Origin of the sequence: Streptomyces sp. NRRL F-5135 (genome assembly GCF_000719775.1) — a bacterium.
GTDB classification, from domain to species: domain Bacteria; phylum Actinomycetota; class Actinomycetes; order Streptomycetales; family Streptomycetaceae; genus Streptomyces; species Streptomyces hebeiensis.
Window position 1 is genome coordinate 25,021 of the sequence record NZ_JOHR01000018.1, and the last position, 18,381, is coordinate 43,401.

Genomic DNA, 18,381 nt, shown 5'->3' on the forward strand with positions numbered 1-18,381 from the left:
TCCCCCGCCACGACGTACGAGGCGGAGGCCGCCAGCAGGTCTTCGGACTCGGGATCCCCCGGACGAGGCGCCTTCCCGGAGCCGATTCGCTCCAGTGGCCGATGCCCCGCCCGTCACCCTCACCGCTGCGCGTCAGTTCCGGATTCGCACCGGATTCCCTGACCCACGTACATGGGTTCGACTGGCCCCGGCAAGCTATCACAAGGGACGCCCGCCGCCGCTTCCGTCACAACGACCGGCCGCTTCCGGAAATCGCGCCAGGTGTCATCTGTCGTGCAGCACGTTCGGACGCGTTACGGGTACCACCGCGAGGAGGTCGTAATCGGATTGCTCCTCATCCCTGCGCACCCCGTGCGGTCCCGCGGACAACTCCGCCAAAGTTACGGCGCTGATCGCCATCTCGGCGGGCAGCTCCTGCGGATCCAGCCACTTCCGAAGGATCATGATGTTGGTGTCGAGCAGCCCCTGCGGGTGATCAGCGGGCATAGGGGTCGTCCGCCTCCTGCTCGGCAATGCTGTCCTGATCGGCCCGGAAGGCGTCGAGGGAAATATCGGGAGCGGTGCGCGACATCGCGGCGAACTCCTCGCGAGGGACGAACCGCCTGCGTCGGCGCAGAGGAATCAACTCACCGATACCGTGCCCGTCGCGTGTGACGGTGAAGGCCTGTCCACGCTGAACGGCATCCATGATCTCCTTGGACCTGTTACGAAGGTCACGCTGAGTAATCTCAGGCTGTCCGGTCACATGGCCACCGTACGCGGGGCGTGCCACACCGCGCCTCCAAGTGCCACAGCCTGACTCTCCGCACACAAGGAGAGACCGTCGGGCCCGGGCGAGCCAAAGGGCACCACGAGCCGAGGAACCGAGCCGCGACGCGGTCACCCAGACTTTTCCTTTGCACTTCATTTATTGACGCGCTCATGGCGCACTTCTAGCTTGGTAAGCGCTTTCTATCCATGGAGAGCCGCACTTCCATGCCTGCTCGCCCCGCAGGCGACCACGAGAAGAAGAACGAGGAAGGACGAAACCCCCCATGAAGCCGAAAACCCCGGTGTCCTTACTGGCCTGCGCCGCCCTGATGGCCGGCGCGGCCGTGGCGCTCCCGGCCGCTACGGCGACGGCCGCGCCCCAGGCCGTCACCGAGCTGTACGTGGCACCGAACGGCAGTGACAGCGCGGCCGGAACGAAGTCCGCCCCGACGACGCTGCCCTCGGCGATCAGCCGCATCTCCCCCGGCGGAACGATCTACGTGCGGGGCGGGACCTACGCCCTGTCGAAGACGGTCACCATCCCGCCCGGCAACAACGGCACCTCGGCCGACCGCACGGAGCTGTCCGCCTATCCGGGCGAGACCCCCGTACTGAACTTCTCGGCGATGAGCGAGAACACGGCGAATCGCGGGCTCGCGGTGAACGGATCGTTCTGGCGCGTCTCCGGCCTCGTCGTCGAACGCGCCGGCGACAACGGCATCTTCGTCGGCGGCAGCGACAACGTCATCGAGCGCACGGTGACCCGCTTCAACCGCGACACGGGGCTCCAGCTCTCGCGGATCGCCTCCGACACACCGCGCGACCAGTGGCCGTCCAACAACCTCGTCCTGAGCGCCGAGTCGCACGACAACGCCGACTCCGACGGCGAGGACGCCGACGGCTTCGCCGCGAAGCTCACCGTCGGCTCCGGGAACGTCTTCCGCTACGCCGTCTCCCACAACAACATCGACGACGGCTGGGACCTCTACACGAAGAGCGACACGGGCGCCATCGGCCCGGTGACCATCGAGGACTCCTTCGCCTACAACAACGGCACCCTCAGCGACGGGACCCAGAACTCGAGCGGCGACCGCAACGGCTACAAGCTCGGCGGCGAGGACATCAAGGTCAACCACGTCATCCGGCGCAACATCGCCTACAACAACGGCAAGCACGGGTTCACCTACAACAGGAACCTCGGCACGATGTCCGTCTCGGACAACATCAGCATCAACAACAAGGAGCGCAACTTCTCGTTCGACGGGGGCACCTCGGTGTTCCGCAACAACGTCTCGTGCCGCAGCGGCAAGGGGACGAACGACAAGACCGTCGGTGACGCCAACAGCTCGAACCAGTTCTGGACCGGCTCCAACGGCTCCCGGTGCTCGTCGTACCCCGGCGCCCCGGCCTGGTCCTTCGCCTCGGACGGCCGCCTGGTCGTGACCTTCGGCGGCAAGCGCGTGACGCCGTAACCCGTCCGACCGCCCGGACGGACGGTGCGCGAGCGCACCGAACACGAGCGACGCCGGCCGGTTCATCCGGGCGAACCTGGTGAACCGGCCGCGTCGTGTCGTGTACGGGCCCGGCTCAGCGCAGCCGAGCGACGAACGCGCGCCAGGCGGGGCGGCCGAAACCGATGACGGGCCCGGCGGGACGCTTGCTGTCGCGGACGGGAACGAGACCGGGAACGCCGTCGGCGACCTCGACGCAGTCGCCCTGTCCACCGCTGTAGCTACTCGGGCGCCATTTCACGCCGTGCACGCCGGTCGGTATGTGGGCTCCGTGGCTCATGGCTGGTACTCCTTGGCAGCGCGACGGATCAGTGCCAGCGATTCCGTCGGCGGCAGCGCTGTCGTACGCGCGTCGTCGAAGAGCGCCCGGTAGCGGGCCACTTCCTCCTCACGCTCCAACCACACGTTGCCGGTAGGAGTCTCCGACAGCACGAGGTCCAGCGATGCCACCTGCGGAAAACTGAGCAGCAGGTATGGACCGAACATACCCGAGTGCGCACCGCGCGAGAACGGGAGAACCTGGAGGGTGACGTTGGGCTGTTCCGCCACGGCGACCATGTGTTCCAACTGGGCTCGCATCACGTCGGCCCCACCCACCTCCTGGCGAAGAACTCCCTCTGCGAGAACAGCCCAGAACTCCATGGGCGATTCACCGGCAAGGCGCTTCTGCCTTGTCAATCGCACCTCGACAAACTGATCGATCTCTTCAGGCGTCTGCCAGGCACGTGAGGCGACGGTCACCGCGCGACCGTATTCCTCGGTCTGCAACAGCCCTGGCACCAGTTGCACCTGATACGTGCGAACGCTGTCGCAGATCGCCTCCATCGCGATCTGATCGCGGTACGCCTCGCCGAGCACAGCCCCGTACTGGTGCCACCAGCCCTCCCGCCGACGCCGGTTGGCCCTGCGCGCGAGAGCACTCAGACGTTCACGTGCCTCTGGCTCCTCAACCCCGTACGCCTGGATGAGGGCGGTCAGGTCAGGGGTGCGCACCGGCACGTGGCCATTCTCCATGCGACTGATCTTGCCCTTGGTGCAGTCGAGGACTTCAGCGGCCGCAGCGGTGGAGAAGCCCGCGTTCTCGCGGAAACGACGTAGTTCGTCGCCGAGTTGGCGGCCCAGAACGGTGGACGGCTTGATGGATGGCATACGTCACTCCCTATCAGGACCGCGCCACCCATCGCCGCCACCTTTCACGAACGAGTGAATTAGGCACCGAAAACCACAGTCAACGTTGCACGAGTACGCGCGCCACGGGCACGCTGCTGCCCGGCGAACGGCGAACCGCCGCCGCCTCGCTGGAACTTGACCGGCAGCTACCGAGCCCCAGGGGGCGCCATGGCAACGCAGTCCGATCCGAGCGACGTCACCTTTCGCGTCGCACGACGCCGTAGCAGCGTCCGCAGAGCCCGAAACCTCCTGCACGCCATCGCCGGTGGCTGGCACATCGGACAGGAGACACTAGCCGAGGCCGAGTTGGTGCTCTCGGAGCTGGTGACGAACGCCTTACGCGTACCGGTGCCGGGCGACCGGCTGGTGGAGGTACGGATCGCCCGACTCCCCGAGGACGGGGTCCTGCGGCTGGAGGTCGGCGACGCGGGCGGCGGCAAGCCCGAGGTCCGCACACCCTCCGAGGACGAGACGGGCGGACGCGGGCTGCTGCTGGTGGACGCACTGACCCACCGCTGGGGATACGAGCCGCGCCCGAGCGGCATCGGAAAGACGGTCTGGGCAGAGCTCAAGGCGCCGGACATCGCGCCGGAGCCCGAGGAGACCGAGGTTGCCGCGATCACGGTCCGGGCGGGGCAGCGCGTGCGAGTCTGGGGCGAGTGGCACACCGTTCGCGGCCTGCATGCCAAGACCCACCTTTCGCGAATCCTGGAACAGGTCGCGACCGGCGAAGAGGTAGTGATCAGCAAAGCGGGAGAGCCCGTGGCCAAAGTGGTGCCGCTGCGCCCCAAAGTGAAGCGGACCGGTCGGGGCTCCCTGCGTGGACGCGTCCACATCCCCGACGATTTCGACGATCTGCCCGATGACCTCGCCGACGCTTTCGGAATGCTCCGATGAAACTGCTTCTCGACACTCATGTGGTCCTGTGGTGGCTGGACGACTCGCCCGAGTTGTCCGACGAGGTGAAGGATCTGCTGGACACGGAGCCCGCTGTACACGTCAGCGCGGTCACCCCGTGGGAGATCACCGTCAAGCAGTCTCTCGGGGAGCTGAAGGGGCCGGAGGACCTCGCTGAGCGCGTACGGGACTGCCAGTTCGGCGGCCTGCCCGTCACTGCCGGGCACGGGGTGCGCGCGGGCCGGCTTCCGGCACACCACCGCGATCCCTTCGACCGGATACTGGTCGCGCAGGCTCAGGTCGAAGGGATGACACTCGTGACACGGGACAAGTGGATCCCTGAGTACGACGTGCAGGTCATGACCGCCTGAGTCACGAACGGCGCCGAACGACGAAGACCTCCGTGTGCCGGAGTCGTGGGACTCCCGTACACGGAGGTCTTCGCCCGTCATCGGTGTGCTGATGCCACTCGGTGGGCGTGGGTGGTGCCCGCCGGGTCAGAAACCGTTGTTGGAGGCGCTGCCGTTGCCGCTTCCGTCGCCGGCGTCGCCGACTCCGTTGCCGCTGCCGTTGCCCGCGGCGCCGCCGTTGTTGCCGACGGCTCCCTCGCCGTTGTCACCCTGGCCCTGGTCGCCGATGCCCGCGTTGGCTCCCGCGTCGCCCTGTCCCTGGCCCTGGTCACCCGCGCCCGCGCCGCCGTTCAGGCCCTCGTCACCAACGCCCGCGTTGGCACCCGCGCCGCCTTCCTCACCGGCGCCGCCGTTCAGGCCCTCGTCGCCGGCACCGGCGTTGGCGCCCTCGTCGCCCGCGCCCGCGTTCGCGCCCTCGTCACCGGCGCCACCCTCACCGGCGCCGCCGCCCGCGTCGCCCGCGCCGATCTGGGCGCCGACCGCCGCCAGGGCCGTCGTCACCGGCTGGAAGAAGGTCTCCCCGCCGACCGTGCAGTCGCCGCTGCCGCCCGACGTCAGGCCGACGGCGCCGCCGTCCGCCGTGAAGAGGGGGCCGCCGCTGTCGCCCGGCTCGGCGCAGACGTCGGTCTGGATGAGGCCGGTGACCGTGCCCTCCGCGTAGTTGACGGTGGCGTCGAGGCCCGTGACCGTACCGTCGTTCAGGCCGGTCGTGCTGCCCATGCGGATGACGTCCTGGCCGACCTGCGCCTCGACCGCCGCGTTGATGTCCACGACCTGGTCGCCGGTGTTCACCGTGGACGTGGCCTCGGTCGCGGCGTCGTCGTACGTGGCGAGCGCGAAGTCACCCTCGCCCGGGAAGGTCGCGGCCTGGATCGTGGCCACCGGCTCCCCGTCCTGGGCGTCCGACCACGCCTCGGTGGCGACACCGCAGTGGCCCGCCGTGATGAAGCCGGGGGCGCCGTCCTGCGTGGTGACGTTGAAGCCGAGGGAGCAGCGCGCGCCGCCGCCGAAGATCGCGTCGCCGCCCTCGGCGAACGTCGTGAACTCGCCCTGCGACCGCTTGACCCGGGCCACGTCCTGGCCCAGCGACTGGACGGTGGACTCCAGCTTCGTCCAGTTCTCGTCGGTGACCGTACGGTCCGCCGTGACCTGGATCTGATTGGTCTTCGGGTCGACGGACCAGGCGGTGCCCGGAATGGTCGCCTGCTGCTTCAGCGTCTGCGATGCGGACTTCAGCTGCGCCGTACTGTTCTTGACATTTCTGACGACGGCGCCGGCCTCCTGGGCCCGGAGTTCGATCTTGTTGTTGTCACCGACGACATTGATGACGAGCTGCTGCTTGTCCTTGTCGTAATACGAGCCCGCGAATGCCTCGCCCAATTGCGAGGCGAGCTGCGAGGCGAGGTCGCTCGCGGATGCGGCGCTCAACGCCTTGGGCGACGTGTCCGGCGCGTCCTGGGAGGCATTGGCGTTGGGCAGCAGAATCGCAGCCGCCGCGATGGCCGCGGCGCCACCGCCGGCGAAAACGAGCTTCCGCTTGGGTATGCGTTTGTGGCTCAACTCAAGACCTCCTGTGGGGGACGAAAGTCCGCTCGCCGGCAGCAGACGAAGAATGCTTCGGGTATTCATACGGAGCCGAACCACGGTGTGTTCAAACGGAGTTCCAAAAAATCGGCCCCCGCCCGGTCCCCGGCGCCCCGGAGCGGCGTAACGGCCGGTGGGCGGGCCCGTGGGGGGAGCGTGGGGCCCGCGCACCCGGCCCCCACCTCACCCGCACCTCCCGTCGGTGGCATCACCCCGACCGACATCACCCGAGGGGGAGTTGTGACGACCGCCGAAGAGACCCCACAGCAACTGACCGCGCTGGGGCCGGACGACCCGCGGGAGGTCTCCGGCCTCAAGCGCCGGAGACGCCGAGCCAGTAGCCGAAGCCCCGGCGGGTGTGGATCAGCGCGGGCCCTTCCCGGTCCACCTTGGACCGCAGACGGGAGACGAGCTTCTCGATGGCCTGGCCCGCGCGGAACTCGCCCCAGACGTGCCTGCTGATCTGCTCTTTGGACAGCACACGCTCCGCGTTGGCCAGCAGGTGGCGCAGGAGCCGGTACTCGGCGGGTGTGAGGTCGAGCGGTCTTGGACCGCGCCGGGCCAGGCAGGCGGCGTCGTCCAGGACCAGGTCGCCGTAGCAGGGCTTCCCGTCGCACCGTTCGGGGCGCCGGCCGCGCAGCAGGCCCTGCGCCCGGGCCAGAACCTCGGCGATACGGACGGGCTTGGTGACGTAGTCCCGCTCCCCCGGGTCCAGTTCGGGGGCGAGGCTGTGGATCGAGTCGCACGCCACCAGGAAGAGCAGGGGCGGACGGTCCATGGGCGCGACGCGGCGGCCCCGAGCCAGACCGGCCAGGTCCGGCAGCACGGTGTCCAGGACGACCAGGTCGAAGCGGTCCCGCGCGAGCCGTGCCATCCCCTCGGCGCCCGTGGTCGCGGTCCCCACGCGGTAGCCCGCCAACTCCAAAGCGGTCGCGACCAGTTCGGTGGGACCGGGGTCGTCGGCGACGAGCAGCACGTGCCGCCCGTCACCACGAGGCGGCGACGGCTTCTCGCTGAGGGTGCTCCACATGACAAGACCATTCGGTGTAGTGCTCGTGGTGCGCGGTGCGCGGTGCGTACGCGGAGCCCCGGCCTCGCGATCAGGGTTGTGCCACGGATCGGAATCGTGCCCGGATCGGGCCCACGCCTGGGCGACCCTGCCGCTGACTGATTACGGCCTCGTCTTCGGCCCGCTGCCTGACGGCCCGGGTCCCCGCGCCGGTCCGGGCACCGACCCCGGTGCCGCCCCCGGCCCCAATCCCAATCCCGATCCCGGTCCTGGTTCGGTCAGGGCGGAGGGCCGGGCGTCGACATGTCCCTCGGAATGCGTGACGAAGTCGTCGACCAGCCGGTGGAAGAGCCCGGCGAGCTGCCGCAGATCCTGGGCCGACCAGTCCGCCAGGGCCATCTCCATCCCCCGGCGGCTCGCCTCCCGTACACGGTCGACCGCGGTCAGCCCCGCTTCGGTGAGCCGGACGCGCTGTGCGCGGCGGTCGTCCGGGTCCGGGACGCGGGTCACGTAGCCGCCGTTCTCCAGCTGCCGCAGTTGCCGGGTGACATGGGACGCCTCCACGGACAGCCGGGCCGCCAGCTCCCCGGGGCGCAGCGGCTCGGCCTCGGCGACGTTCCGCAGGATCGCCACGGCGGCCCTGTCGAACGCCAGCCCGGCCGTGGCCATCAGACGCTCGTGCTGCCGGGCCCGGCCCGCGAGGTACGAGATGCGGGAGAGGGCTCGCTCGATGTCGCTCACGGCCGCGGGAACGGGTTCTGCTGCGGGTGACGGTGTGGGCATGCGACCACCATACTCATAACTTGCCTAAGTCAAGCAAGTCGGAATGCGGTTGTGTGCGTGCGGCAGGCCCGGCGCCGCCATTCCTGGCACCACCGGCCGCCGGCCGCCGGCCGCCGGCCGCCAGCACCCGGCACCCCGGCACCCGGCCCCGCCGTCCCGGGTACGGTGCCGACTCGGGAACCGTCAGCGCACCGCCGCCCAGTCGGCCACGGTCGTGACCTCCGCCTGGCCGGGAAACACCTTCTCCACAAGGACCCGGTGCACCTCCGGATCGGCGTCGGGGCACCCGTCGGACAGGACGGTGAGGCCGAAGTCCAGGTCCCCGACGGCACGACGCGCTCCCCCGGCACGTGAGCCGCGTCACGTCAGGAAATCGTCAGTGAGCTGTCCGGGGGGCGTCAGTCCGCTCCGCTTTCATGCGGGGTGGTCACACCGTCGACCAGCGCTTCCCGGCCGGCCGGCGCTTCGCGTCACCGACAGCGCCTGCCGATCGGCCGACGCTTCCCCGGTCTCCGTTCCGTCGGAGCCCCCATCACCGAGGAGTGCACCATGACCGGCACCTGCCCCGTGACCGGCGCGGCCCACACCGTGCCCGAGTATCCGATGGCGCGGGCGGCGGAACGCCCGCTGGCGCCGTTCCCCGCCGCGCGGGCGCTGCGCGACCGGCAGCCGGTCAGCCGGGTCCGGATCTGGAACGGCGCCACACCCTGGCTGATCACGCGCCACGCCGACCAGCGCGCCCTGCTCACCGACCCGCGACTGAGCGACGACGACCTCGACCCCGGCTTCCCGTACGTGAACCGGCACCGGGCGGAGATCGCGCCGCTCACCCCCCGCATGATCACGAACACGGACGCGCCGGAACACACCCGGCTGCGCCGCTCGGTCAACGGCCCCTTCCTCGTCAAACGGGTCGAGGCGATGCGGGCGCCCATCCAGAAGCTGGTGGACGGGCTGATCGACGACATGCTCGCGGGCCCGAACCCGACGGACCTGCTGACCGCGCTCGCCCTGCCGGTGCCGTCCCTGGTCATCGCCGAGATGCTGGGTGTCCCGTACGAGGACCACGCCTTCTTCCAGAAGTTCTCCGCCACGGTCCTCGACAGCGCCGCCCCGCAGGAGGAGGTCAGGGAGGTGGGCGGGCGGATGGCGGCGTATCTGAGCGACCTCCTCGACCAGAAGATGGCCGGCCCCGCCGACGACGTGATGTCCGAGATGGGCGGCAGGGTCAAGACCGGCGACATGACCCACACCGAGGCCGTGCACATGAGCACGGCCATGCTGATCGCGGGCCACGAGACGACGGCGACGATGATCAGCCTGGGCACGCTGGCCCTGTTCCAGCACCCGGACCAGCTGGCGGTCCTGCGCGGGACGAACGACCCGAAGGTGATCGGGGGCGCGGTGGACGAACTGCTGCGCTACCTGAGCATCGTGCAGACCGGCGTGCGCCGGGTCGCGAAGGAGGACATCGAGATCAGCGGCGTCCACATCCGCGCCGGGGAAGGTGTCATCTTCGACCTGCACGCCGCCAACTGGGACCCGGAGGCCTTCCCGGACGCCGAGCGCCTGGACCTCGGCCGGCCCGCCCGCAACCACCAGGCGTTCGGCTACGGCCCCCACCAGTGCCTGGGCCAGAACCTCGCCCGCCTGGAGCTCCAGGTCGTCTACGGCACCCTCTACCGCCGGATCCCCACGCTACGGCCGGCCGTCGACATCGCGGACCTGGAGTTCGACCACACCGGGACCACCTACGGAGTCACGTCCCTCCCCGTGGCCTGGTGACCGCCCGTCGCCGGTAACCCACGCGACGGCCGGGCAGGCGGCGATCACTCCTCACGCGTGACCGGCGCCTGCCACAGCGCGACGATCACATCGATGAGTCCGGTGGCGGTCTCCCGCCAGGTCGCGCGGGACGTCGGGGTGCCGTCGGCGAGGGCGCGTTCCCGTTCGACGGCCATCTGCGAGATCAGGTGACGCGTCATGGCGCCGCGCTCCTCGCGCACCTCGGCGGGCAGGTCGGAAAGGCACCGCTCCAACCCCTCCTGCATCATGCGCATTGACGGGCCGGCGTCGGCGGACTCCTCGGTCGTGATCGCGCGGAGCGCGGGGTCGGCGGTGACCTGGGTGACGAACCGGGCGTACCAACTCGGGTTGCCCAGGGCTTCCAGGTGCTCGGTGAGGGGGCGGACCGCGCAGGCCACCCAGTCCCGCAGCTCGGTGGAGTCGCCGATCTCGGCCAGCAACCGCGCCCTGATGTCCTCCATCTGCTCGGCGTGCTTGCGGACGATCGCGCGCACCAGGTCGACCTTGGTCCCGAAGTGGTAGGTGACGGCGGCGTTGTTGCCCTGCCCCGCCGCCTCGCTGATCTGGCGGTTGGCCACCGCGTACACACCGCGCTCGGCGAACAGCCGCTCGGCCGCGGTCAGCAGCGCCTCCCGCGTCGCGTTGACCTGCTCGTCCCGTCTCGTCCTGCCTGCCATCATCGCCACCACTTCGGGACATCGCGCTCCTCCGCGACGGCCGGGTCCCACAGGCCACCGCAGCCCCCGGCCCAGTCGGCGAGGTCGAACGACGGAAGCGTACGCAACGACCCGCCGCACCTGCGCGACGCCCCGTCGAGGCCGCGGCCGTCCGTCCCGCGCGCGCCACTCGGGCTTCCGGACCGCGCCCCGTCCGCCCGCGAACCGGTTCGGCCCCGGACCCGACTCCGGGCTCGGACCAGGTCCGGGGCCACGTCCAGGTCCGGGGCCACGTCGAGGTCCGGGGCCACGTCCAGGTCCCGGTTCAGGTCCTAGGGCCAAACCTCCGTTGGGTCCAGGTCCCAGTTCAGGCCGCGGGCCCGGCCCCGGTCAAGGGGCCGGACCGCCCGGCGCTCGCCGCACGCCCCGGGCGTCCGCCGGCCGGCGGCCCGTCCGTCAGACGGCGGCCCAGGCGTCGTCGACCGGGAGGACAGCGCCGTTGACGAAGGAGGCGGCGTCGGAGGCCAGGAAGACGATGGCGGCGGCCTGCTCCTCCGCCGTACCCATCCGGCCGATGTTGGCGCCGATGAACCGGCCCACGACGGCGGGGCCATGGGCGTCCTGGCCCGCGTCCACCTGGATGTTGGTCGCGGTGGGACCGGGAGCGATGGCGTTGGCGCGGATGCCCTGCCCCCGGTACATCACGGCCAGGTTCTTCACCAGGCCCACGACGGCGTGCTTGGAAGCGGTGTAGGCGGCGCCCGCCGCGCTGCCGCGCAGGGCGGCCTCGGACGCGGTGAAGACGATCGAGCCCCGCCCCGCGGCCTGCATGTGCGGCAGGACCGCGCGGGTGAGCAGGAACGGCGCCGTCAGATTGATCCGGATCACCCGCTCCCACTCGGCGTCGTCGGTCTCGCCGAGCGCGGACATCCGGTCCATGATCCCGGCGTTGTTGACCAGGACGTCCACGCCGCCGAAGGCGTCGACAGCCCGCTCGACGACCTCGGCCACGACCTGCTGGTCGCTCAGGTCCCCGACGACGGACAGAGCGACGCCCCCGGCGGCCTCGATCTCCTTGACCGCCTCCTCGGCGCCCGTCCGGTCGAGGTCCGCCACCAGGACCTTCGCACCTTCCTGCGCGAACTTCAGGGCGGTGGCCCTGCCTATGCCCGATGCCGCGCCGGTGACGACGACGCCCCGGCCCTCAAGACCCGTGCTGTTCATGTGACGCTCCTTCTGCCTGGGGTGTACGTCGGTCATCCGTGCCGGAGCGCGGATGACCGGGATGCCCGGGATGTCCGGGCTGTCGCTCGAGCTGTCGGAGGGCGGTGGGGCCGACCCCGCTCACGCCTCCACCTGCCAGACGCTGCCCTCGCCGTTGCCGGAGACGAGCAGGGAACCGTCCGGGGCGAGCGCGAGTCCGGCGAACGGGAGGGGCGGGTCGGGGACGACGAGGACCGAACCGGTCCCGGCACGCCCGGTCCCGGCACGCCCGTCCCCAGCACTCCGGAGCCCTGGTGGCGGACCGACCGGCAGGCCCTCGACGACGATCCGGCTCTCCCCCGTGGTCAGCGAGATCGCCCGCAGCCGCCGGTGCCCGACCTCCACCGTGCACAGTTCGCCGCCACGGACGACCAGGCCCTGCGGGGCGTCCAGCCCCTCGGCCACGACGACCGCCTCGCCGCCGTCGAGCCGCAGCACCACGCCGAGCCGGTCGTCGCTCACGTAGCAGCGCCCCTCGGTGTCGAAGGCCACGTCCACTGGATGGCCGAGCCCGTCGGCGAGCACGGTGACGGTGTCGCTCCCGTCGATGGCCACGACCCGGCCCGCGCCCGCCTCGGCGACGACGAGCGAGCCGTCCGGCCCCACCGTGATGCCCATGGGCTGTTCCAGCCCCGACGACCGTTCCCGCGTGGTCCCCCGGTCGGGGTCGTAGGTGTGGACGTCGCCGTACTGCGACGTGACGTGCACGAGTCCGTCCGCGTGGGCGACGCCGTGTGCGAAGGGCCGCAGGTCGCGCGAGGTGATGCCGCCCTCGTCGCTCGCCGCGGAGACGGTGACCGGCTCGCCCTCGTCGGTCGGCGCCGGGCTCGCCAGCCGGTAGTGGTCGGCCGCGTACACCGTGCCGCCGAGGTCGACCGTCAGGCCGAAGGGCCCGTCGAGGCCGCGGGGCACGATCTCGCGGGTGCGGCCGTCGGCGTGCAGCTCGGTGATGCCGCCGCTGGCGTAGCTGGAGACGAACATGCGGTTCTCCGCGTCGAACGCCGCGTTGTCCAGCCCCACCAGACCGCTGGTGACCAGCGTCCGGGAGCCGGTGCCGTGCAGGTCGATACGGGTCACGATGCCTTCGACGCCCCGTGACAGGACGTGCAGGACACCGCCCTGGTCGAAGCGGACCGCGACCGGTTCGTGCACGTCCTCGGCGACCACCTCGGGCACTCCGCCGTCCGGGGGGATCCGCCAGACCTGGCCGGTCATCATGTGCGGGTAGTACAGGTGGCCGTCCGGGCCGAGTTGCATCGCGTTGCCGAGCGCGAGCCCTTCGGTGAGCACCTTCGGGTCGCCGCCGTCGGGGAAGAGTTCCATGAGCCGGCCGCCCGGCCGCATCTCGTTGATGAACAGCCGGTCGCCGACGCAGGTGATCCCGTTGGGCATGATCACCTGGTCCGAGACGAGGCTGTAGTCGCCCCGCGGCGTACGGCGCCACACCCGGCCGGGGGCCAGGTCCGCGATGTACATCGAGCCGTCCGCGCCGAAGGCGAGGTCGTCCGGCGACGCGACCGGGCCGTCCATGGGCACGATCACCTCGACGTCCCCCGTGGCGGGGTCGACCGCGCTGATCCGCCCGGCGAGGAACTCCGCGACGTAGAGCCGGCGGTCGGGGCCGAACGCGACTCCGTTCGAACCCCACAGCCGGTTGGGCGGGTTGAGCCGCCTGGCCTTCCCGGGGGTGGTGGTCACGGGCCGGCCCCCGGCCGCGTCGAACCGGCTGGGGTACGTGGCGTTCACGCGTCCTCCCCCTCCTTCGCCTTCGCCGCGACGGCGGTCCCGGGCGCCCCAGCCGTCCCGGACGACCCGGCCGCCGCGGACGCCTCCGCTGCCGCGGACGTCCCGGTCGTCTCGGACACCTCTGCTGCCGCGGACGTCCCGGCCGTCACCAGCACGTCGTTCATGCCGCCGTTCGCGCGCCAGTCCCTGAGCAGTTCATGGAAGACGACCGGCCCGTCGGCGTACCTCTCGTTGCTCTCCCGCGGCTTGCCCTCGTTGTTGTAGTAGCCGGGGGTGCACTCGGCGTGGAACGCGTACAGATCGGGCGCGTTCTCCCGGAGCGCGGCCACCCAGTCCTCCTGGGACTCGGGGGTCGGTTCGACGTACCGGGCCCGGTGCTCCCGCGCCTCGGCGACGACCTCGGCGACGTGGGTGGCCTGTTCGTCCAGGACGTGCACGAAGTTCACGGAGGCCGCGTTCTGGAGCGGGCCCAGCAGGAAGAGGTTGGGGAAGCCGTGGCTGTAGAAGCCGTGGAGCGTCTTCGGACCGTTCCGCCAGGAGCCCAGCAGGCTCTCGCCGCCCCGGCCGTACACCGGGAGCCCGCCGGACAGCACGCCCGAGACGCCCGTCTCGAAGCCGGTCGCGAAGATGACGCAGTCGACCTCGTACTCGGTGCCGCCGACCACGACGCCGTTCTCGGTCATGCGCTCGACACCGTGGGTGTCGGCCGTGTCGACCAGGGTGACGTTGGGACGGTTGAAGGTCTGGAGGTAGTGGTCGCTGAACGTGGGCCGCTTGCACATGTAGCGGTACCAGGGCTTGAGCTTCTCGGCCGTCTCCGGGTCCTCGACGACGCTCTCCACGCGCGCGCGGATCTCGTTCATCTTCTGGAAGTCGACGATCTCGTAGGCGCGTTCGCGTTCCTCGGCCGGGATGTGCTCGTACGCCTTCGTCGGGATCATCTTCTCCTGGAGCCGGGCACTGCTGGTCCAGCCGTCGTTCACCAGGTCCTCGTCCGTCCGCACGCCGGTGACGACCTTGAGGAAGTTCTCCATGCGGTGCCGCTGCCAGCCCGGCCGGAGCGACGCGGCCCACTCCGGGTCGGTGGGCCGGTTGTCCCGTACGTCGACGGAGGAGGGCGTGCGCTGGAACACGTACAGGTGCTGGGCGTCCCGGCCGAGGTGGGGCACGACCTGGATGGCGGTGGCGCCGGTGCCGACGAGGGCCACCCGCTTGTCGGCGAGCCCCGTCAGGCCGCCGTCCGCGTCACCGCCGGTGTAGGCGTAGTCCCAGCGGCTGGTGTGGAACGTGTGCCCCTTGAAGGTCTCGATCCCCGGGATGCCGGGGAGCTTGACCTGGCTGAGCGTTCCGGTGGAGACGACCACGTAGCGCGCCCGTATCCGGTCGCCCCGGTCGGTGGAGACGATCCACTCCGACGCGTCCTCGTCCCAGCGCAGTTCGGTCGCCGCGGTCTGGAAGCAGGCGTCGTCGTAGAGGCCGAAGTGCCGGCCGATCGCCCGCGCGTGCTGGCGGATCTCCTCGCCCGGCGCGTACCGCCACTTCGGGACGTAGCCCACTTCCTCCAGCAGCGGCATGTAGATGTACGACTCGATGTCGCAGTGGATGCCCGGGTAGCGGTTCCAGTACCAGGTGCCGCCGAAGTCCGCGCCCTTGTCGATCACGCGGATCGACGTCACGCCCGCCTGGCGCAGCCGGGCGCCCGCGAGCAGGCCGCCGAATCCGCCGCCGACGACCAGCGCCTCGACCCGGTCGTGCAGGGGCTCGCGGGTGAACTCGGGGTCGGCGTACGGGTCGTCGGCATAGTAGCCGAACTCGCCTCCCTCGCCCCGGTACTGAGCGTTGCCGTCGGGGCGGATCCGGCGGTCGCGCTCGGCGCGGTAGCGGGCCCGCAGGGCTTCGGGGTCGAAGCCGAGGTCCTGGGCGAGGTCCTGCGCGAGGTCCTGCGGATCGGTGGTGCTGGGGGTGGCGCCGGGGGTGGCGCTGGAGGGCTGGGGGGCGGACTGGGGGGCGGGCATCACGTGGGTCCTCTTCCTGACCGGTTCCCGTCCGGATCCCGCCGGACGGTCGCCTGGCTTTCTTGGGGGGCTGCCCGAGGGGCCGGGGTCGCCCCGGGCTCGTGCCGGGCTCGCGCCCGGGGCCGTTCCGGGGGCCTCCTCGGGGTCTTCGTGAGGTCTGCGTCAGGTCTTCGTAGGAAGGGGGCGTTCCCCGGGCGCCGGGCCCACTCTCCGACGGCGCGGCGGCGGCCTCGCGGCGAGCCCGCCCCGAGGCGACCCTTCCGGATTTAAAATCTATCACTTAAAAAATTTACGGGCCAGCCCGTCCGGCGAGCCGCGCTGTCAACGAGGACGAGGGCGAAGACGAGGGCTGACGAGGACTTCTCGCCGGACGCGCACACGCACCCGGAGGAGGCCCGAAGAAAGGCAGGAGGAAGCCCGGAGGAGGCCCGGAGGGACCTACCGCCCCGCCTCCTGGGTGCACTCGACGGCCGGCCGGCCCGCCCGCGGCGTCCGGGTCCCGCACGGGGCGGCTGCCGCGGGTGAGAATCCCGTGCCGCCCGTTGCCCACAACGCACGCTTCGACGCAAAAGAGACCTGCCGGACGACCCACGCCTCCCGCGCGAGCCGTCCTCCACGCACGGTCACTCGGCCGGCTTCGCCTCCGGCTCGGCGTCGGCCGGAGGCACCAGCAGCAGCGCGAAGGTCTCGGCGATCGCGGCGATGTCCACCGTGGGGTCGTGCATCCACTGCAGCTGGAGTCCGTCCAGCACCGCGATGAGCACCCTGGACAGATGGTCGGTGCGCGCGTCGGCCCGGATCCCGCCGACCCGCTGCTGCACCGCCGCGCCCTCCTCTGCCTCGGCCGCCAGGCGGCGGTAGCGCTCGGCGAAGTAGGCGTGCGCGGGGCTCTCCGGGTCGGTGGCCGCCGCCGAGAGCGTGACATACAGCTTGGCGACCCCGGGATGGTCGGTGGTGAGGCTCGCACTGGCCGCCATGGCCCTGACCAGGCTCTCGCCCTCCCCGGCCGCACTGGCCAGGGCCTTGCCCACGACGTCCCGCCGCTCCAGGACCGCGAGCAGCAGTTCGTCACGCGTGGGGAAGTAGTACGTCAGAGCCGGCTGCGTCACCCCGACCCGGGCCGCGATGTCCTGCAAGGACGCGCGCTCCCCGTGCTCGTCCACGGCCTCATAGGCAGCCTGGAGGATCTGCTCGCGCCGCTCCGCGCTCTTGCGGTACGGGCCCCGGGGCTTTCGCTGACTGCTCACCCGTAAGACCGTACTTCACCTGGCCGAACGCGTCCCCGCGCGCGTACCGCCCCCGACCGCCTCCCCCGCCCCGTCCGCCGGACGCACGTCCCAAGTACCCGAGCGGTGACGAGCGTCCGACGGCCCGCGGGGCACCGCACCACCCTCGTAGTGACTCACCGTCAGATCTTGACGACGGTGACGCGTCCGCCGCACAGAGCGGTGAGACCCTCGGGATCCGAGGTGAGGATCGTGACCGGCCCGGGGGCGGCGAGGGCGGTGGCTCCGAGCATGGCGTCGATGGCGCACTTGTGACCGTGCGTCCCTGTGTCGGCAAGGAGCGCGGCGGCGTGACGGGCCACGGCCTCGGTGACCGGTTCGACGACGAGGCGGGAGAGCGTCCACTCCAGGGCCGGGCGGTTGATGCGCGGGTGGACCACTTCCACCAGAGTCGCCGCGGAGGTGATGACGCGCAGGTCGTCGGCGCGGGCCAGGGCAAGCCAGCCGGTGACCGTACGGTCGCGCAGCACGGCCTTGGCCAGCCCTTCACTGTCGAGGACGAGGGTGCCGCCGGGCATGGCGGTGGAGCGGGTCACGCGGCGTTCGCCCCGCCCGCCGCCCCCTCGCGCCGCGCCTGGTGGAGCTGGTCACGCAGGGCCTGGACTTCCTCGTCCGTGACGGGGCCGTGTTCCGCCTCGGCAACCTGGATGAGCTCGTTGAGGTTGTCCCGTTCGATCTGGCGGGCTACGGCGGCGGCAACGTAAGCGGACAGGCCGGAAGGGCCACCGCGGGCTTTGGCGGCTTCCGCGATGTCACGCGGCATGGTGATCGAGTACTTGCCGGTAGGCTCACTCATACCCCTCATCCTACCCGCGATCCCCCCAGCTCGGTCGCGATAGGTCCTATGCGACCGGGTCAGGTCGGATGACGGCGGCAACGCCCCCTTGAACGACGCGCTGGAGGGTTCCCGCAACGGCCGCGACGAGCAGGCCGCGCGGAAGGCGTTCGAGGCCCGATGGAACACCCCGCACGGCATACGGACGGTGTTTGCCGCCGCCTTCGCCCTCACGGCCGTGTCCGTCGTCCGGTGAGCCGGCTCGCCTGTCGAGGCCGCGCCTGAAAGCGCGTCGGACGTGTGCCGCGAACAGCGAGGGACAGCAAAAGAGAGCGGGAGTCAGTGATACTGACTCCCGCTCTCTTGTATCGGCATCCACTCCAGCCCCATACGAACTTCCGTAGGTGCCCGAGCGAGTGCCCCCGGCAGGATTCGAACCTGCGCACACGGCTCCGGAGGCCGTTGCTCTATCCCCTGAGCTACGGGGGCGTGTCGTCTGTTTTCCTCGGCGACGGGGAAAACCTTACCAGCTTCCACGGGGTACCCGTGAACAGGTATTTCAGAGGGGCCGGGTGGGCTGCGGGGGCGCCGGGACGGGGCTGGAGAAGGGCCGGCCGGGGGCGGCTCGGCGCCGGTCGGCGCCCCGGTTCTCGCCAGGGTTCTCGCCGGCCGAAGGGGGCGGCGCTCCGGTCCTCGCCGGCCCGGGGGCGACGTAACGGC

General features: G+C 71.0%; 18 protein-coding genes, 1 tRNA gene, 3 pseudogenes and 1 riboswitch. Of the genes and pseudogenes, 6 read left to right on the top strand and 16 right to left on the bottom strand.

From position 1 onward, the window contains the following. Window positions 1–15: 15 nt before the first annotated feature. A riboswitch (cobalamin riboswitch) is annotated at window positions 16–201 on the bottom strand. A 114-nt stretch (window positions 202–315) separates the two neighbouring features. Further along, window positions 316–486: pseudogene (locus IG02_RS37035) on the bottom strand (VapC toxin family PIN domain ribonuclease); the annotation flags it as partial. After that, on the bottom strand, window positions 476–745 hold the full coding sequence (locus IG02_RS0127920) for a type II toxin-antitoxin system Phd/YefM family antitoxin (protein ID WP_030753960.1): 270 nt from the start codon (window positions 743–745) through the stop codon (window positions 476–478). The pseudogene IG02_RS37035 and the gene IG02_RS0127920, both read right to left, overlap by 11 nt. A 289-nt stretch (window positions 746–1,034) precedes the next feature. Between IG02_RS0127920 and IG02_RS0127925 the strand changes: the two genes are divergently transcribed. Continuing rightward, window positions 1,035–2,222, top strand: coding sequence for a right-handed parallel beta-helix repeat-containing protein (locus tag IG02_RS0127925; protein ID WP_030753961.1), 1,188 nt, complete (start codon window positions 1,035–1,037; stop codon window positions 2,220–2,222). A 115-nt stretch (window positions 2,223–2,337) separates the two neighbouring features. Here the strand turns inward: IG02_RS0127925 and IG02_RS0127930 are convergent, their stop codons facing one another. Beyond that, on the bottom strand, window positions 2,338–2,541 hold the full coding sequence (locus tag IG02_RS0127930) for a DUF397 domain-containing protein (protein ID WP_051765825.1): 204 nt from the start codon (window positions 2,539–2,541) through the stop codon (window positions 2,338–2,340). After that, window positions 2,538–3,410 carry a helix-turn-helix domain-containing protein gene (locus IG02_RS0127935; RefSeq protein WP_030753964.1) on the bottom strand — a complete coding sequence of 291 codons (873 nt, stop codon included), beginning with the start codon at window positions 3,408–3,410 and terminating at the stop codon, window positions 2,538–2,540. The genes IG02_RS0127930 and IG02_RS0127935 overlap by 4 nt, the downstream gene beginning before the upstream one ends. 189 nt (window positions 3,411–3,599) lie before the next feature. On the opposite strand from IG02_RS0127935, the pseudogene IG02_RS43710 reads away from it, so the two are divergent. The 3 genes and pseudogenes from IG02_RS43710 to IG02_RS0127950 all read left to right on the top strand — a co-directional run. Continuing rightward, a pseudogene (locus IG02_RS43710) lies at window positions 3,600–3,995 on the top strand (ATP-binding protein); the annotation flags it as partial. A gap of 114 nt (window positions 3,996–4,109) precedes the next feature. Then, window positions 4,110–4,328 (top strand): type II toxin-antitoxin system Phd/YefM family antitoxin, encoded by a 219-nt coding sequence (locus IG02_RS43715; RefSeq protein ID WP_030754231.1) that lies wholly within the window; start codon window positions 4,110–4,112, stop codon window positions 4,326–4,328. Further along, window positions 4,325–4,699 (top strand): type II toxin-antitoxin system VapC family toxin, encoded by a 375-nt coding sequence (locus IG02_RS0127950; protein WP_030753970.1) that lies wholly within the window; start codon window positions 4,325–4,327, stop codon window positions 4,697–4,699. Before IG02_RS43715 ends, IG02_RS0127950 begins: the two co-directional genes overlap by 4 nt. 126 nt (window positions 4,700–4,825) lie before the next feature. Here IG02_RS0127950 and IG02_RS0127955 read toward each other — a convergent pair whose 3' ends face one another. From IG02_RS0127955 to IG02_RS43135, 4 genes and pseudogenes are all read right to left on the bottom strand, one after another. Further along, on the bottom strand, window positions 4,826–6,298 hold the full coding sequence (locus tag IG02_RS0127955) for a S1 family peptidase (RefSeq protein WP_037804478.1): 1,473 nt from the start codon (window positions 6,296–6,298) through the stop codon (window positions 4,826–4,828). A gap of 337 nt (window positions 6,299–6,635) precedes the next feature. Further along, window positions 6,636–7,352: a response regulator transcription factor gene (locus tag IG02_RS0127960; protein WP_030753976.1), complete on the bottom strand. Its 717-nt coding sequence runs from the start codon at window positions 7,350–7,352 to the stop codon at window positions 6,636–6,638. A gap of 141 nt (window positions 7,353–7,493) precedes the next feature. Beyond that, entirely contained in the window at window positions 7,494–8,114 is a 621-nt protein-coding gene (locus IG02_RS0127965) for a MarR family winged helix-turn-helix transcriptional regulator (protein ID WP_078854891.1), read from the bottom strand. Between the two features lie 183 nt (window positions 8,115–8,297). Next, a pseudogene (locus tag IG02_RS43135) lies at window positions 8,298–8,447 on the bottom strand (cysteine hydrolase); the annotation flags it as partial. A gap of 216 nt (window positions 8,448–8,663) precedes the next feature. Between IG02_RS43135 and IG02_RS0127980 the strand changes: the two are divergent. Then, the gene (locus IG02_RS0127980; protein ID WP_030753981.1) at window positions 8,664–9,899 is read left to right on the top strand and encodes a cytochrome P450; all 1,236 of its coding nucleotides are present in this window, start codon (window positions 8,664–8,666) and stop codon (window positions 9,897–9,899) included. A gap of 44 nt (window positions 9,900–9,943) precedes the next feature. Here IG02_RS0127980 and IG02_RS0127985 read toward each other — a convergent pair whose 3' ends face one another. The 7 genes from IG02_RS0127985 to IG02_RS0128020 form a co-directional block, all read right to left on the bottom strand. Beyond that, window positions 9,944–10,597, bottom strand: a complete 654-nt coding sequence (locus tag IG02_RS0127985) for a TetR/AcrR family transcriptional regulator (RefSeq protein ID WP_030753983.1) — start codon at window positions 10,595–10,597, stop codon at window positions 9,944–9,946. Between the two features lie 435 nt (window positions 10,598–11,032). Continuing rightward, a complete protein-coding gene (locus IG02_RS0127995) occupies window positions 11,033–11,800 on the bottom strand; it encodes an SDR family NAD(P)-dependent oxidoreductase (protein WP_030753987.1) in 768 nt (255 codons plus the stop codon). A 120-nt stretch (window positions 11,801–11,920) separates the two neighbouring features. Continuing rightward, window positions 11,921–13,585, bottom strand: coding sequence for a hypothetical protein (locus tag IG02_RS0128000; protein WP_030753989.1), 1,665 nt, complete (start codon window positions 13,583–13,585; stop codon window positions 11,921–11,923). Continuing rightward, a complete protein-coding gene (locus IG02_RS0128005) occupies window positions 13,582–15,600 on the bottom strand; it encodes a flavin-containing monooxygenase (RefSeq protein ID WP_078854892.1) in 2,019 nt (672 codons plus the stop codon). Before IG02_RS0128005 ends, IG02_RS0128000 begins: the two co-directional genes overlap by 4 nt. A 623-nt stretch (window positions 15,601–16,223) precedes the next feature. Next, a complete protein-coding gene (locus tag IG02_RS0128010; RefSeq protein ID WP_030753995.1) occupies window positions 16,224–16,847 on the bottom strand; it encodes a TetR/AcrR family transcriptional regulator in 624 nt (207 codons plus the stop codon). Between the two features lie 161 nt (window positions 16,848–17,008). Next, window positions 17,009–17,422, bottom strand: a complete 414-nt coding sequence (locus tag IG02_RS0128015; RefSeq protein ID WP_030753998.1) for a type II toxin-antitoxin system VapC family toxin — start codon at window positions 17,420–17,422, stop codon at window positions 17,009–17,011. Further along, window positions 17,419–17,682 (bottom strand): hypothetical protein, encoded by a 264-nt coding sequence (locus IG02_RS0128020; RefSeq protein WP_030754001.1) that lies wholly within the window; start codon window positions 17,680–17,682, stop codon window positions 17,419–17,421. The genes IG02_RS0128015 and IG02_RS0128020 overlap by 4 nt, the downstream gene beginning before the upstream one ends. An 88-nt stretch (window positions 17,683–17,770) precedes the next feature. Between IG02_RS0128020 and IG02_RS41785 the strand changes: the two genes are divergently transcribed. Next, window positions 17,771–17,917, top strand: a complete 147-nt coding sequence (locus IG02_RS41785; protein WP_158712388.1) for a hypothetical protein — start codon at window positions 17,771–17,773, stop codon at window positions 17,915–17,917. Between the two features lie 161 nt (window positions 17,918–18,078). Here the strand turns inward: IG02_RS41785 and IG02_RS0128030 are convergent. Further along, a tRNA-Arg gene (locus IG02_RS0128030) sits at window positions 18,079–18,150 on the bottom strand. Window positions 18,151–18,381 lie beyond the last annotated feature (231 nt).